We start from the raw sequence: 14,866 nt of genomic DNA, 5'->3' as shown, positions 1-14,866 counted from the left end.
CCCGTCAGGCCAACGTGTCCAGCGCCAGAGGTTCGATGCCCCGCGCACGGTCGATCTTCTCGGCCACGCGGAAGGCGGCATCCAGTTCGCTGATGCCGTGCTGCTGCATCAACTGGAAGCGTTCGGCCTTCTCCTCGGGCTCGGTCATCGCCATCGCCAGGTAGAGGCTGGGTGGCACGGCGCGGAACAGCACCTCCATCGACTTGGACAGGATGACGCCCTCGCTGAACTTGCCGGCCTCCTTGCGGGCCGAGAGCATCAGCGCCTTCTGCGAAGCGTTGAGTTCGCGGAAGCGCGCGATCTTCTCGACTTCATCGGGCGGCATCGACAGGCAGATCCACCACTCGATCATGTTGAGCATGGGCTCGGCCGCTTTCGGCAAGTCGTCCAGGTTCTGCGTGGCGAGCCAGAACCAGGCGCCGAGCTTGCGCCACATCTTGGTGATCTTGACCACGTAGGGCGCGAGCAGCGGGTTCTTCGTGATGATGTGGCCTTCGTCCGTCACGTTGATGATCGGGCGGCCCAGGAACTGGTCGCGTTCAGCGATGTTGTTGACGGTGTTGATGAGTGAGATGTAGGCAATCGAGAGTTGGGCGTTGTAGCCCTCGCGCGCGAAGGTGGCCAGGTCCACGATGGTGATGTCCGCCTCGGGCCACGGCGTGCCGGACCGGTCGAACATCTCGCCGTCCACGCCCTGGCAGAACATATCCATGGCGTCGGCCATCTCCAGCAGTCGTGCGCGGCGCATCTCCGGCAGCGTGGCGTCGCGGGCGCGCTCGCGCAGCGCGTCGCGCACATCGCGCGTGAGCACCGTGCATCTGTCCGCCACGCAATGCTGGGCCGCGTCGAGAATGCACTGGCGGATCAGGCTGCGGTCGGCGCGCGTCATGCGCGCTTCTTCCTTGTCCTCGCCGCCGGTGATCATCAGTCGTGCAGTGATCTCCAGCTCGCCCAGCACGTCGCGCTGCTCATCGCCTTCCACGGCCATGCCGGCATCGGGCTGGCCTTCGTCGAGCGCATCGGCGTCCAGCGTCTGTACCTGGCTCGGCGTATCGACCAGGCGCCAGGCGTCGGCGAACGGAGCCAGACTGACGCCCGCGCCCGGCGCGAGCTTCACGCGATGCACGGTGAGGCCCAGCCGTGCCGCGAAGTCGCCGAACAGGCCGAAGCTGTTGCCCGCCTCGACGATGAACAGGCGCGGCCGATAGATCGCCGTCACCTGGTTCAGGATGTTGTTGAGCGTCGCGCTCTTGCCCGAACCCGTGGGGCCGAACAGGAACAGATGCGCGTTCATCTGCCGGTCGAGGCGGTTCAACGGATCGAAGGTGATCGGACCGCCGCCGCGGTTGAAGAACGTGATGCCCGGATGCCCCGTGCCCTGGCTGCGGCCCCAGACAGGCGCCAGGTTCGCCGCATGTTGCGCGAACATGAGCTGGGTGTACCACTGGCGCTTGTCGGCAGCCGGATCGAACACGCATGGCAGCCAGCGCAGATAGCTGTTCAGCGGCGCCACCTCGTCCTCTTCGCGTACCGGTTGCAGGCCGGCGTTGAGCATCACGTTGACGAGCTGCAGGCCGCGCGCATCGAGCTGGGCCAGGTCGCGGCCGCGAAGGTAGAACGCCAGCGCGCCACGGTAGAGCTTGTGCGCGCTGCCGATCAGGCCGCGCGCCTGCTGCACGTCCTGCCGGGTCTGCTCCGAGGCCAGGGTCTCGCCGACGGCCTTCCTGGCGAGGTGGTTGAGGTGCGCCTCCAGCACGTCCTGGGGTGTGGCGACGAGCGTCAGGCACATCACCGTGTCCTCGGGCATCTGGTCGAACAGCGCGTTCATGGCGTCGCCGCCTTTGCGCGTCTCGCCCGTCAGATGGCCCGTCCCGGGTGGCGTGCGCAGGCGATCCATCACGATCACCCGATGCGGCATGCCGTCGAAGAACCACAGGCCGTTGGGCACGTCCGAACGGGGCTGGCCGAAGAACAGGCGCTGCGCGAAGTCGGTACCGCTGGCGAGTTCGATCTCGCCCTCCTCCCGCTCTTCCGGGTAGCGGGTCAGCGCGTAGAAGCGTTCGCGGTCTTCGGCAGCGGCGCCGAGCATGATCGGATTCGGGTTGAACCAGCGCAGCAGCCAGGCGTGGATGTCCGCCGCGCCGAGCCGTCGGGCCTTCACGCCGGCATTCGCCAGCCCGCCGACGAGGCGGTCGCAGATCGTGGTTAGCGCCTGCTCGGGCGACTGGCCGCGCCGCGGGGCCGGGGCCGCGGACGTGCGGCGGTAGACCACCATGCGCACGCGCCGCACCTGGCCGCGCCACGGCAGGCGCGTCACCGTGGTGTCCTCGAACAGGCCACCCGGCTTGGCGATGGCCCGCAGGTGATGGGCGAAGAAGCGCAGGTAGAAGTCGCTGAACGCGCTGCCCTGCGCACGTGGCTGCAGATAGTTCGCCAGGGAGCGCAGATAGTTGTCCCAGTCGGCCTCGTCCTGGGCGTAGAGCTGCACCACCCAGGGGTTGTCGTCCAACTCGTCGAAGGAGTCCTGCAGGGCGTTCTCCAGCGCATCGCGCGCCTGCCATAGCCAGGCCATCTCGCGGCCCTCGGTGCCGACCGGCGCCAGCTCGAAGAAGGCCGCCACCGACTGGCCATCTTCCAGCAACATGCACTTGCTGCCGGGCAGGTACTCGACCCAGGGCAGCAAGTCCGCGAACGACGGCGCGACTCCATAGAGCGCATCGTGGTCGGCCTGGGTGGCCGGCCTGCGCCGGCCCCGGTCGAGCGCGCTGCCCGGCTCGGCGATACCCTGTGCTGCCAGCGCCGTTACGTGCCGTGCCCAGGCATCATCGGTCGCATCTACGGCGTCAGCAGGCGATGCGTCGCCCTTGCGTGACCACGGCAGCGACCAGGCCATCAGTAGTCCTCCACGCGCTCGCCCGGCATCGCGTACTGCACGCGCTGGTAGAGCGGGAACACCGTGCTGTAGCCGGGCACCGGCACCAGGTCGGTGCCCGCCAGGTGCGGGAACACGTACATCACCAGGTCGGGGTTCGGCAGGCGGTGGAACTGGCGGTGAATCTCGTTCTGCGCGGTACGGGTGTAGCGCGCCTGCATGTCCGGCGCTGCCTGCACATCCGCCTCGGTCAGTGGCCGGCGCAGGCCCTGGCGCGCATCGAGCAGTTGCCGGGCGGCTTGGCCGCCGCCCGCGCTGCCGCCGGTCTCCTGATGCCAGATGTCGAGCATGGTGCTGTCGCCGTGCGGCAGCAGCTTCTCCTTGCTGGTGGCGCAGCCGCCGAGCAGGGTGGCCGCCAGCAGCACGGCGGCCGCGTCAATCCAGATCCGAGGCATGGGCTTCTCCGGTGCGGTGGTGGACCCGACGCCCCTTGGCGTCGTAGTCGATGTCGAGCGGTTGCTCCAGATGCACGGCCACCCTGGCGCCGGGCTGCACGTAGACCGCCGCGAAGGCCTGGCCGTAGAGCTTGTTGACCCAATCGGCCATGTCGCGCACACCGCCCGCGAGGATGCGGCCCATCACTTCATTGCCGCTGATGCCGACGGTGCCCAGCGAGCCGTTGCTATTGGCGACCACGGCCACGCTGCCGTTGTCGGAGTTGATGAGCGAGGCCGCGCCGGCGCCGGCCGCGGTGATGAGCGCCTGGCTGCCCAGGTACTGCTGGGCGTTGCTGCGCCGCTCGCCGCTGACGCAGGGAATGCCGTAGGGGTCGCTGATCCAGCCCAGGCCGCCTTGGATGCTTGCGCCGTTGTGACCCGAGTTGCCGCCGCTGTTACCGCCCTTGCTGCTGTCCTCCGGCACCGTGTGGATGGTGCCGTCCTGGAACACGAACGTGACCGAGCGGATTTGCCCGCGCACGCACGAGAGCGTCCAGTCGCCCGAGGCCGTGCCGCTGACCACGGCGCCGGCCACGTCGGGGATGTCGATGCCGTTGGCCGTGAGGTTGTCCGGGCCGATCAGCACCTTGAACGGGTACGGGTCGTTGACGGTTCCATCGATCGGCACGCGCCCGATCAGCGCCGTCATGGCAATCGACCCCATGAGCGTCGAGTTCGACGGCACCGAGTAGACAGCCTTCGTGGATGCGCCCACGGCGCGGCTGCCGACGTCGGCGACGGATTCCACTGCGGCCGACAGGCTTTTCTGGGCCGGCCCGAAGCTCAGGGGAAAGCTCGGCTCCTTGCTGCCGTTCTTGGCGTCGACCTTGGCATCGTCGGGCTCGACCCACTGCGTGCCACCGACGCCGCGGTTCAAGCGCTTGCCGTCACCCTCTTCCAGCCCCAGTCCGACGGGCAGGTCGGAAGGGCCACCCTTGCTGGCAAGGCCGTCCAGTTGCCGCTGCAGATCCTGCAGCAGCCCCTGGGTCTGCTGCCTGTCGCTGGCCACCTGGTTGCGCTCCTGCTCCAGGCGGTTGCGTTCGCCTTCCAGCGCGCTCTGGATGCGTTGGTCGATCGCGCTTTCCCTTGCACGCAGGCGCTCGTTCTCGGCCTTGTGCTGCTTGTTGTCGCCGAGCGCGCTCTGCAGCTCGGTGCGCAACTGCTTCACCTGGGCCACCAGCGTGGCGACGGTATCGCGTGGCGTGTCGCCTGCGATCCCCAGGGCTTTCATCTCCTCGGGTGTGAGCGTACTGGCCGCGCCCTTGGGGGCGGGTTGGCCGCCGGGGGCGCCGGAGAACAGTTTGATGCCGACGAACACCAGCAGCAGCGCCATCGGGATCAGCAGCCACTTGAGCAGCGGATTACTCTTCATCGCGCGCTCCTCCGGTCGAGCCGGCCGCGGCGGCCGGCGGCAGGTTCACGGTGGCGTCGATCTGGCTCAGCGCCGGCAGCAGTGACTCGGCCAGGCCGTGGCCGCGCGTGACCAGGTAGAGCACCGTGGTGTCGGACGGGTTGCCGGCCGGGCCCAGGTTCGGATGCTGGAAGGTCGCCGCCACGAAGTTCCCCTGCAGGGCGCGCGGGTCGAGGTCGAGCCAGCGCGCGGCGGTGTTGGTGAGTCGCACGGCCGTCACCCACAGGTCTTCCAGGCGCCACGCGGCCAGTGCCCGCGCGTGCACCGGCAGCGTCGGCAGCAAGGTGTCCAGCGCGAGGTCGCGGCGCAGGTTTACGCGCCCGATGCCGGCGACCGGCTCGACGGTGCGCAGCGGTGCGTACAGGTTCTGCGCGGCATGGCGCGTCAGCACGACCGGTACCGACGTTTCGCGCCGGGGAGCAGGCTTGTCTACGGGCGCGTCGGCCTGCTCGTCCGCGCCGCTTGCTGCACCGCCGCCGTAGCGCTTCGCCGGGGCTTCCGCTTCCACGATGTGCACCGGCTCCAGCGGCGCCTGGCCGTCCTTCGCCGGCTCGGCGGCGATGTCGAGCAGGATCAGCGCGCCGGATTCCATGTCCTGCAGTTGCAGCCGCGTGGGCGGAATCGGCTCGCTCGCCCGCAGGTAGATCGCGCCGCCCGCACTCTGCACACGCAGGTGGTCGCCGACGCTGGCCGGCACGCCGACGCGCACATTGCGGTCGATGAAGACCACGCGCTCCTGGCCGACCACCAGCGGCACCGGCAGGGGCAGGCGCTCCCAGCGCAGGATTTCCACGGCCTGGCTGGCCGGCACGAAACCGAGGATCAGCAGGACGCCGGCCAGGGCCGACAAGGCAACGGGCTTCATGGGGAGTCTCCCTGCAGGTGGCCGGAGGCGTTGGCGGGCGCGCCGGCCTGGGTCGGCGTCGGCGTCGGCGGCGGTTCGATGCGCTGGGGTGCGCTGGCGTAGCAGTCCAGCGCCAGGCCGAAGGGGTTGCGCTCGGGGTCGATGTCCAGCCGGACGACCTTGATGGGGTAGCGCACCAGAGCGCGCTTGACCTGCTCGGAGCCGTAGTATTCGTCCGCGCTCACGTCGAGCGTGACGATCCAATCGCGGTCGGAAACCACCTTGACGCGCGTGGCCGGATCATCGCCGTAGCCGCGGCCGGGAATCTCATAGATGCCGCGCACGCGCTGACGCAGCTCGCCACTGGCGCGCCGGTACTCGTAGTCCTGTTGCAGAAAGGCCCGGCAGCTCGGCGTCAGGTAGGCCGACAGCGCGCGCAGGTTGCGCGGGTAGTCTTCTTCGCCGTTCGTGGGCCAGCGCTGTACCTGCTGCCAGATGTAGAACGAGAAGGCATACACGCTCTCGGGCGGCACGTCCCACCACTTGCGCGTGCTGCCCGAGCGCAGGTCCGGCGGCACATGGATGGTCAGACTCTTCGGCGCACTCCACCAACCGAAGCCGAGCAGCAGCGCCACCACGAACAACGCGCCGGCCCCCAGACGCAGCATCTTCACGTGCGCCTGCAGGTGCGCAACCTCGTTCTTGAAACGGCTCATGGCGCACCTCGATCGGTGTTGCGCCGGGTAGTCCAGTAGCCCGAGCGGGTGATGAGGCGCTGCCCGCTCAGGTACGCCGCCAGCGCCGGGTGCCGCAGGGCCAACCGCCACTGGAGCTGCCGGTACAGCCAGGTGTCGGGCCGGCCGCGCTTCTGCGCGCGCAGGAAGCCGCCGCCGACAAAGACGCCCAACGCGATGCCGGCGACGATCAGCGTGGGCACCATGGCGATGCTGTGCGTGAGCCAGGCCAGCGGCAGGCCGAGCACGAACCCGGCTGCGGCCGACAGGCCGGCGCAGATCCACAACTCATCGGCGGTCAGCCCGCGCACGACCACCGGCTGGCGGTTCAGCCGGTGCGGCAGGAAGGTCACCAGTGTGTCGCGCGGGGTCTCCGAAGGGACGTCCATCGCTTGCCGCCCTCACAGCACGCCGGTTGCCTTGGTGAGCAGCCAGATGCCGACCACCAGCAGGATCGCGCCCACGGCGACCGTCAGGCCGAACTGGCCCCAGGTGGCGCGGCCGGTGTGGATCTCCGAGTAGCGCGTGTAGGCGTGATAGCAGACACCGACGAACATCGAGGCGACCACGAGCAGCGCGATCAGCAGCACGATGTCGTAGCCGTAGTTCTGCAAGGTCTGCAGGATGCCGCTGCCCTGGCCGCGCGATGGGTCTTCCATGGTCGGCAGGCCCTGCGCGAAGGCCGACAGCGGCAGGCCCGCGAGCGCCAGCGGCAGCAGCGGTGCGGCGATGCGGGACGGAATGCGATGGGGTGTCGATGGCGTGTTCATGGCGTATGGCCTTTCGTGACGGTCAGGAGAGGAGGAAGAAGGTCAGCACCAGGTACATCGCCACGAAGCGCACGACGACAGCGAGGAACTGACGTTCACTGATGCGGTGCTCGGCCCAGCCGACGTAGGCAGTGCGCATGGCCCACACGCCCCACAGCAGCAACACGGCGAACACGAAAGCCAGCACCACGGCAGAGACGGCCGAAGGCGCAAAGCCGCCGTTGGCCTGGAAGGCGGCGACCTGATCGGCAGAGGGCGTCATGGCGATGGCTCCTCGTCGTCGGCGCGGTCGCGGCGGACGTAATCGCCGGCCAGCGGGACCGGATCGCGCGGCTGGGCGCGCTGGGGCACGAGGTAGTCCTGCAGGCCGGCGCGAACGCGCTTCAGGTCGGCACGCAGCCGGGCGTAGTCGAAGTGGTAGCGGGCACGTTCCTGCGGAGCGGTACTGGCGGCGTGCTCGGCGAGGCGGTCGATCAGGTCGAGTTGGCGGGTGAGCGCCGCGAGCTGCTCACGCTCCGAGGCGAGGCTGTCGGCAGCGACGGCAGGCTGCAGCGCCAAGAACGACACAGCCAACACCACGGCAAGCGCAGGCCATGCGGATGTGCGGCGGTTGGTCTGTCCCATCGTGCCATTCCCCGTTGAAGCGGATGGCCAGATGCTGTGGCGCGCTCTCGCTTTGCGCCGCAGGGAATGGGAACTACGGCACGACCGGATTTGTTGGTCGCGCTGGCCGGCATTCGCGCAATGCCTGGTGGATTTCTTGTTGGCTAGCGCCTACCACCTTTTGGTAGAATTAAGCAAACTTGGCAATCCAAAGTCACGAAAGACCAAACCAGATGGTTTTCAGATGAGTGAAGTCGAGAGCGAGATCCTCACGCTTGAGGAGGTCGCGGCCTACCTCAAAGCCGGAAAACGGACGGTCTATCGCCTTGCCCAGAAAGGTGAGATCCCGGCGTTCAAGCTTGGAGGTACTTGGCGCTTTCGCCGCTCAGAGCTGGATCGCTGGATCGCCGACAGCATCAGCAAGAAGCCGGCGGGGGCGGAATGAGCCAGGGCCTGGCGAGCCCCCGTAACGCGCTCGGGGAGAAACAAGGGGAGGATTGCCGTTGACAACACCGCAGCTTCTGACGCCGCACCAGAGCCAGTACTTTGCTTGGCTGCTGACCAGGCGTGCAGCAGGCGACTCCGTGGAGTCGCTGGCTTCGACCTTGGTCGATTCGCAAGTCGATCTGAATCCCCATCAAGTCGAGGCCGCGCTCTTCGCTTGCCGCAACCCCCTTTCACGCGGCGTGATCCTCGCCGACGAGGTCGGTCTGGGCAAGACCATCGAAGCCGGCTTGGTCCTTTTCCAACGCTGGGCCGAACGGCGGCGGAAGGTCCTCATCATCGTTCCGGCGAACCTGCGCAAGCAGTGGCACCAGGAGCTGCAGGACAAGTTCGGCCTACAAGGGCTGATCCTCGAAGCCCAAAGCTACAACGCAATCCGAAAACAGGAGCGGCAGAACCCGTTCCTGTTCGCGTCCGGTCCGATCATCTGTTCCTATCAGTTCGCGAAGGCTAAGGCTGACGATGTCAAGGGCATCGACTGGGACTTGGTCGTCCTCGACGAAGCCCATCGCCTCCGTAACGTCTACAAGACCAGCAACGTCATCGCCAAGACCCTCAAGGAGGCGCTGTCGCGCGTTCACTCCAAGGTGCTCCTGACCGCGACGCCGTTGCAGAACTCATTGCTCGAACTCTATGGGCTGGTCAGCTTCATCGATGACCGCGTGTTCGGAGAAGCGACCATCTTCATGGTGGAGACCAAGGCACGCGCCGACATCAACACCCAGGAAGTTCAGGCCAAGGCCGCTGCCGCCATGCGCTGGTGCAAGCACGCTTCCGATCATGCGGCGAACGTAGGCACCAAGCTCTGGAAGTACCTGCTGGTGCCCCATGACGAAGTCAGCGAGTCGAAACGGATCACGGATTACCTGCGCTTTGAGGTCAAGGCGTAATTGAGTTGCCCTCGATCGACTTCGGTGAGCAAGAGCGATACCGGCAAGGCACCCAGGCGGCGCGAAATCGCCGCTTCACGGGCATGATGAACCGGCAGGGAAGAGGAACAAGAAATGCAGAAGCCCGCCGCACAGCAGAAGACCGTCTTAGAGACGATTCTGGACTGGTCAAAGGATCGTCCTCTCTGGCAGCGTGACGCCCTGCGCCGCATCATCGCAAACGGCCGTCTGACGGAGGCCGATATCGGCGAACTCATGGACCTTTGCAAACAGGGCAAAGGTGCCCCCGCAGGCGCGCTGAAAGCGGTACCGCTGGAGAAGGCCCACCTTCCGGCCAACCCCGGTCAGACCGCCGCGGTATCGCTTCTGTCGATCGCCGACGTGACCGGCGTGAACAACCTTGCCGCCGGCCAGACCCTCGGCTTCGAGCCGAATGGAATCACGATCATCTACGGCGACAACGGTGCGGGCAAGTCCGGCTACGCACGAATCCTGAAGCGCGCATGTCGTGCAAGGCATGCCGGAAAGATCGAACCCAATGTGTATGCCGATCAGCCCCCGAAGCGCGTCGGCGCGAGCATCGCGTACGGGGTCGGCGGTGTGCCGCAGCCGGTCGAACAGTGGCAGAACGGCGCAAATCCGCATGCAACGCTGTCAGCGGTGAGCGTGTTCGATAGCGACTGCGCCTCCGTGCATATCCGCGAGAAGAACGAAGTTGCATTCCGCCCCTTTGGCCTGGACGTACCGGATGAGCTTGCTGCAGCCTGCCAGGCGGTGAAGGATGCCCTCGCAGCTGAGCAGAAGCAGCTTGAGAAGGCCCGCAATCCGATCTTTGCGGCACCGAACTGGAAGGCCACCACGGCCGTGGGGAAGGCGCTTGCCGCGCTGAACGCCAACACAGACGCAAAGAAGATCGAAGCCCTGGCGGCGCTCTCGGCAGACGAAAGCGCCCGTCTCGAGCGCCTGCGGGAAGACCTGTCGAAGAATCCGACCAAGGCAGCGGCGGAACAGACCGTCAAAGCAGACAACGTCATGCGGCTGATTGCCGCAGTGAACAGCTTTGCAGCCAAAACCACCGATGAGGAGCTGCTGGCAGCCGCTGCCCTCGCGAGGGACGCACGGTCGAAACGGGACGCTGCACGTCTTGCCGCGGAGAAGGCCTTCACGGGCGAACCCCTTGCCGGCGTCGGCGGCGAGACGTGGCGGGCGCTTTGGGATTCCGCCCGACGCTACTCGACGGAGATCGCCTACCCCGGACAGCCGTTCCCGCCGTCGGCCGAAGACGCGCATTGCATGCTTTGCCAGCAGCCATTGGAAGCTGAGGCACGTGCACGGATGGCACGCTTCGAGGATTTCATCCAGAAGGACACAGAACAGCTGGCACGCGAGGCAGAGAAGGCAGCTCAGACCGCACGGCAGACCATAGCTGCCGGGGCAATCGGCACACGGGCGGTGAAGGCTAGTCTTGACGAGCTGGGCCTCCAGAATGAGGTGCCGCAGCAGCAGACGCGCCGCTTCATCGCCGCAGCCCGGCTGCGGCGCCACGTTCTGCTCAAAGCCCTGGGCGGAAACGGCGAGGTACAGCTTCCGCCCGTTCCACTGTCGCCGCTGCCTGATCTCGGCCAGCTTCAGACCACGATCCGCAACTACGCCGCCGAGCTGCGCAAGTCCGCTGACGCGGATGAACGCAAGAAGCTCGAAGCCGATTTCGCCGAGCTGAGCGACCGGGCGCTGCTCGCCGGCATGCTGCCGGTCGTCACTGACGAAATACAGCGGCTGAAGACAATCCAGTTTCTGACCGAGTGTGCGGGCGACACGGCGACGAACACCATCACCAAGATGGGCAACGACATTGCCGACACCGTGATTACGCCTCGGCTGCGCGACAGATTTCAGGAAGAGATTGTCAGGCTTGCGGCCTCGAAGGTTCGCGTCGAAATCGTGCGCTCCGGCGGCAAGTACGGCTCACCGCAGTATCAGGTGCGCCTCTTCGCCAAGCCGGATGCCAAGGTCCACGAAATCCTGAGCGAAGGGGAAAAGACCTGCGTGGCGCTGGCCGCCTTCATGACCGAGCTTGCCACCGCAATGCACCGCTCTGCTCTGGTCTTCGATGACCCGGTGTCCTCGTTGGACCATCGCTGGCGAGGGCAGGTGGCCAAGCGTCTAGTGGAAGAAGCGGAGAACCGCCAGGTCATCGTCTTCACGCATGATCTGGTGTTCGTGAACGATCTGAACGACCACGCGACGAAGACCGGGCGGGCAGTGCGGCTCACGACGCTCAGTCGTGGCGCCGCGGGAGCCGGTATGGTGGCCGACGGCCTGCCCTGGAAGGCCCAGAGCGTCGAAGATCGCATCGACAAGCTGGAGAAGGCGGCACGTGCGGCAAAGCTGCTGCATGACAACAACCAGGAAGACGAGTACGCGGTCGAGGTGGCAAAGCTCTACAACTCGCTGCGCGCCACATGGGAGCGCGGCCTGGAGGACATCGCTTTCGTCCGCGTTATTCAACGCCACAGGGACTACATCAACGCCAAGGACCTGAAGAAGGTCAGTGCGCTCACCGAGGCTGACTGCGATGCTTTCGCCGCCGGATTCAAGAAGTGCTGCGACGTTGTTGACGCACACGATCCATCCAGCGGTAGGAATGCTGCGCCGCCACCACCCACTGATCTCTTTCAGGACATCCAGGCTTTGAAGGACTGGACCGCGTCTCTGCGAGACAGGCAGAAGAGGATTGCTTGAAACGTATTCGTTCTCGCCAATGCTGGCGTACTTGACGAAGCAGAGAACCGAAACTATGGCATCGTTCATCTGACCTGGCGCAGGGCTGCAGCTACAGATACTTCTTGAACGTCGCCGCCGCAATGCACACCGCCACGCCGAGCAATGCGGCGCTGGGCAGCAGGATCAGCAGCGGGTTCACGCTGACCGGCAGTGCCAGGTAAGTCACCCACGGCAGTACGGCCAGCGGGATCAGGCTGGCCCTGGCTCGGTGATAGATGAACCCCGACTCGCGTCCCGCGCCGAAGCGGCGGATGTCCCGGCGCACCAGGCCGTCCACCAGCCCGACGAAGGCGGCCATCAGGAACAGCGGCAGGGTCAGGCACAGCACCAGCAGCCGCACGAGGAAGACCAGCGTCGTGTAGGCCGCCGCGATCAGGTAGCTCTCCACGTTCACGTAGACCAAGCCGATGTAGTAGCGGAAATCCTTGGTCGGGCGATGGCTGCCGGCGCTGGCCTGCGCCGAGGCGTCGCGTATCCAATCCAGCAGACCGCTTTTCACGAACAGCCAGTCGTAGCCCTGCTCGACCAGCCGGTGCGCGGTGCGCCCCGGCTCCTGCACCAGCGCGCTGCGCGTGAAATGCGTGGAGAGCTGATCCAGCTCGTAGTGCAGCATGCCCTGCGCGTGGCGCCAGCCCTGCTCGGGCCAGCAGAAGTGCATGCCGACGCATTCGATCAGGATGCACAGCAGCAGCGCGCCGCACAGCGCGCCGAAGAAGCGGAACGGCAGCGTGACCAGGCCGGCGATCAGGCCTTGCTGTCGTTGCTGCTGGCGCTGGGCCGCGACGGCCGGATCGCTCATGCTTCGGCCTCTTCGGCCGCGGCCATCTGCTTGAAGTCGTCCAGCAGGTCGTCGGGCAGCGCCTTGTCCTGCAGGCCGGGGATGCCTTGGTTCTCCCACCAGTCTCCTGCCTCGACGTAGTGCTGCCGCATGTAGCCGGCCAGCTCCTGCAGATCCTTCGGCATGGCTTCGTCGGGGTCCGGTGCCGGTAGCGGCATGCGGACCTTCCAGAGGTTGCCGCCCTCGATCAGCGCGAAGCACTGCCCCTTGGGCAGCGCCACCACATGCGCCGGCTCGATCAGCGGCACGCTGTTGCTGCTGATGCGGTCCTGGGTGTTGGACGTGAACGCGGTATTGCCGTGCGGGTCGGAGCTGTCGGTGGCGCCGCTCATCAGTGCCGTGGCGTACACCTCGACCTTGGGCAGTTGTCGCGTCAACAGTTCGGCGGTGGCGGTCTCGCGCACGCGCAGCATGAACAGGTTGTTGAAGTTGCCGACCACCTGGCCGGCCTTGGCACGATTGCCGATGCGCGCCTCGATGTCGCTCAAGGTCTGCGTGTAGGCCGTCACCTGCACGCCGGCACCGCCGCCCTTGTTGACCATCGGAATGAACTCGTCGCCCATGAGTTCATTGAATTCGTCGGCGTGGACGTTGATCGGAATCTTGGCGCCCACCGCGGCGCCGGGCAGCCCGTCGTCGATGCCAAACTTGTAGATGTGGCCGGCAACCGAGACCAGGTCGCTGAACATCGAGTTGCCCACCGCCGCCGCGACTTCGGCGTCGGACAGTGCATCCAGCCCCACATAGACCACCGCGCGTTTGCGGATGACCTGCATCCAGTCGAAGATCGGCCGCGGGTCGGACAGGTCGGAATAGTTCGGTGCGAGCAGTTGCGCGATCTTGCCGGTGGTGAGCTTCTCCAAGAGCGGCAGCAGCGAAGCGACGATCTTGTCGAAGTACGTCCGGTCGTAGCGCACGGCGCTGCGCAGGCCGTCGAGCACCGGGTCATAGACGCGCACCTGGGACAGGTACTGTTCGAGCGCCACCACGCGCTTCTCGCGCCCGATCATGTTGCGCGGGATGTTCTTGTCGTTCAGCTTCGCTTCGAGCTGGACGATGACCTCCCAGGCCTTCGGCTCGTTCTTGGCGAAGTAGTGCTGGGCGTACTCGATGAACAGCGCGTCGATGTTGATGACGTGGCGCTGGATCAGCAGGTAGTCGGGGCGCTGCCCCAGCTCCACCAAGGCACGCGCGATGATGTTGACGAAGCGCCAGGCGAACTCGCGGAACGCGGCGCTGTTGCCTTCGCCCGAGAGCTGTCCGGCGATGCGCGTGGCCACCTCGGAGATCCGCCCGAACCGGCCCACGGCGTTGTAGCGCGCCGAGATGTCCGGCCAGCCCAGATGGAACACGTAGAACTCGCCTTCGCGCCCGGCGCGCTTGGCCTCGACGTACATGCGCTTCAACAGGTCCGCATCGCCCTTGGGGTCGAAGACGATCACCACCTCGTGCTCGCCGCGGACCTTGCGGCGGATGTCCTGGGTGATGAACAGCTCGGCCAGCCGCGTCTTGCCCACGCGCGTGGTGCCCAGCACCAGGGTGTGGCCGACGCGCTCGCCCAGCGGCAGGGTGACGTCGACCTCGTGCGGCTCGATGCCGTGCAGGCGCGGCATTCCGCCGACCGGCGGCAGCGGCCGCGCCGGGTTGAGCGGGCTGTCCCAGGCCAGCACGCGCGCCAGCTTCGAGACGGGAAACGGCGCGAACTCAAGCCGCTCCTCCAGCCGCCGGGCGGCCCGGTAGATCGCCGTCGGCTCGACGTAGCGGCGGAACTCCGGCCGGTAGGTCTGCATCAGCCGGTGCGTGTGTCGCTGCTCCCAGCGAAAGCCACGGCCGACGAACAGCCGTTGCTGGCTCACCGGCACGTCGCGGCTGGTCATCACGTAGCGCGGCAGGCGGCGGATGTTGCGGCGATAGCGCAGGATCGCCCAGGCATCGTGCAGACGAATCGCGCCGAAGGTCAGGAAGGCCAGCGCCGAGCCCAGGCCGAGCAGCGGGTTCAGCGCGAGCGACCACGGTGCCACCAGGCACAGAATCGCGGCGCTGGTGCAGACCGCCACGGTATGAAGCTCCACCGCTGGCCGCAGCAGAACCTCGACCGCATGCGGTTGGGCCATCTGCG

Annotated in this window: 14 protein-coding genes; 3 read left to right on the top strand and 11 right to left on the bottom strand. The window is 66.7% G+C overall.

Annotated elements, in window-relative coordinates; translation table 11 throughout:
* Positions 1–4: 4 nt before the first annotated feature.
* The 9 genes from GQ39_RS01425 to GQ39_RS01385 are packed head-to-tail and all read right to left on the bottom strand — an operon-like array spanning position 5 to position 7,752.
* Positions 5–2,893 (bottom strand): conjugative transfer ATPase, encoded by a 2,889-nt coding sequence (locus tag GQ39_RS01425; protein WP_047526684.1) that lies wholly within the window; start codon positions 2,891–2,893, stop codon positions 5–7.
* The gene (locus GQ39_RS01420) at positions 2,893–3,327 is read right to left on the bottom strand and encodes a TIGR03751 family conjugal transfer lipoprotein (protein ID WP_047526682.1); all 435 of its coding nucleotides are present in this window, start codon (positions 3,325–3,327) and stop codon (positions 2,893–2,895) included. Before GQ39_RS01420 ends, GQ39_RS01425 begins: the two co-directional genes overlap by 1 nt.
* Positions 3,308–4,741 carry a TIGR03752 family integrating conjugative element protein gene (locus GQ39_RS01415; RefSeq protein WP_047526680.1) on the bottom strand — a complete coding sequence of 478 codons (1,434 nt, stop codon included), beginning with the start codon at positions 4,739–4,741 and terminating at the stop codon, positions 3,308–3,310. The genes GQ39_RS01420 and GQ39_RS01415 overlap by 20 nt, the downstream gene beginning before the upstream one ends.
* Positions 4,731–5,645: a TIGR03749 family integrating conjugative element protein gene (locus tag GQ39_RS01410; RefSeq protein ID WP_047526678.1), complete on the bottom strand. Its 915-nt coding sequence runs from the start codon at positions 5,643–5,645 to the stop codon at positions 4,731–4,733. Before GQ39_RS01410 ends, GQ39_RS01415 begins: the two co-directional genes overlap by 11 nt.
* Positions 5,642–6,340 (bottom strand): PFL_4703 family integrating conjugative element protein, encoded by a 699-nt coding sequence (locus GQ39_RS01405; protein ID WP_047526676.1) that lies wholly within the window; start codon positions 6,338–6,340, stop codon positions 5,642–5,644. The genes GQ39_RS01410 and GQ39_RS01405 overlap by 4 nt, the downstream gene beginning before the upstream one ends.
* Complete coding sequence (locus GQ39_RS01400; protein WP_047526675.1) at positions 6,337–6,747, bottom strand: TIGR03750 family conjugal transfer protein; 411 nt, start codon at positions 6,745–6,747, stop codon at positions 6,337–6,339. Before GQ39_RS01400 ends, GQ39_RS01405 begins: the two co-directional genes overlap by 4 nt.
* A 12-nt stretch (positions 6,748–6,759) precedes the next feature.
* Complete coding sequence (locus GQ39_RS01395) at positions 6,760–7,128, bottom strand: TIGR03745 family integrating conjugative element membrane protein (RefSeq protein WP_047526673.1); 369 nt, start codon at positions 7,126–7,128, stop codon at positions 6,760–6,762.
* A gap of 22 nt (positions 7,129–7,150) precedes the next feature.
* Positions 7,151–7,390, bottom strand: coding sequence for a TIGR03758 family integrating conjugative element protein (locus tag GQ39_RS01390; protein WP_031754987.1), 240 nt, complete (start codon positions 7,388–7,390; stop codon positions 7,151–7,153).
* The gene (locus GQ39_RS01385) at positions 7,387–7,752 is read right to left on the bottom strand and encodes an integrative conjugative element protein, RAQPRD family (protein ID WP_047526671.1); all 366 of its coding nucleotides are present in this window, start codon (positions 7,750–7,752) and stop codon (positions 7,387–7,389) included. Before GQ39_RS01385 ends, GQ39_RS01390 begins: the two co-directional genes overlap by 4 nt.
* Positions 7,753–7,783: 31 nt before the next feature.
* Between GQ39_RS01385 and GQ39_RS33650 the strand changes: the two genes are divergently transcribed.
* The 3 genes from GQ39_RS33650 (at position 7,784) to GQ39_RS01370 (ending at position 11,867) form a co-directional block, all read left to right on the top strand.
* Positions 7,784–8,176, top strand: a complete 393-nt coding sequence (locus tag GQ39_RS33650; RefSeq protein ID WP_442961623.1) for a helix-turn-helix domain-containing protein — start codon at positions 7,784–7,786, stop codon at positions 8,174–8,176.
* 139 nt (positions 8,177–8,315) lie between these two features.
* The gene (locus GQ39_RS01375) at positions 8,316–9,125 is read left to right on the top strand and encodes a DEAD/DEAH box helicase (protein WP_047526669.1); all 810 of its coding nucleotides are present in this window, start codon (positions 8,316–8,318) and stop codon (positions 9,123–9,125) included.
* Between the two features lie 114 nt (positions 9,126–9,239).
* Complete coding sequence (locus tag GQ39_RS01370) at positions 9,240–11,867, top strand: AAA family ATPase (RefSeq protein ID WP_047526668.1); 2,628 nt, start codon at positions 9,240–9,242, stop codon at positions 11,865–11,867.
* A 91-nt stretch (positions 11,868–11,958) separates the two neighbouring features.
* Here the strand turns inward: GQ39_RS01370 and GQ39_RS01365 are convergent, their stop codons facing one another.
* Together GQ39_RS01365 and traD are read right to left on the bottom strand one after the other, a co-directional pair.
* Positions 11,959–12,708: a TIGR03747 family integrating conjugative element membrane protein gene (locus GQ39_RS01365; protein ID WP_047526667.1), complete on the bottom strand. Its 750-nt coding sequence runs from the start codon at positions 12,706–12,708 to the stop codon at positions 11,959–11,961.
* Complete coding sequence (gene traD, locus GQ39_RS01360; protein WP_047526665.1) at positions 12,705–14,861, bottom strand: type IV conjugative transfer system coupling protein TraD; 2,157 nt, start codon at positions 14,859–14,861, stop codon at positions 12,705–12,707. Before traD ends, GQ39_RS01365 begins: the two co-directional genes overlap by 4 nt.
* Positions 14,862–14,866: the final 5 nt, after the last annotated feature.

The sequence above is a fragment of the Pseudomonas sp. 11/12A genome (assembly GCF_000800055.1).
Lineage (GTDB): Bacteria > Pseudomonadota > Gammaproteobacteria > Pseudomonadales > Pseudomonadaceae > Aquipseudomonas > Aquipseudomonas mohnii.
Note: the sequence above shows the minus strand (reverse complement) of the source record. Positions and strands in the feature narration are given on the sequence as shown.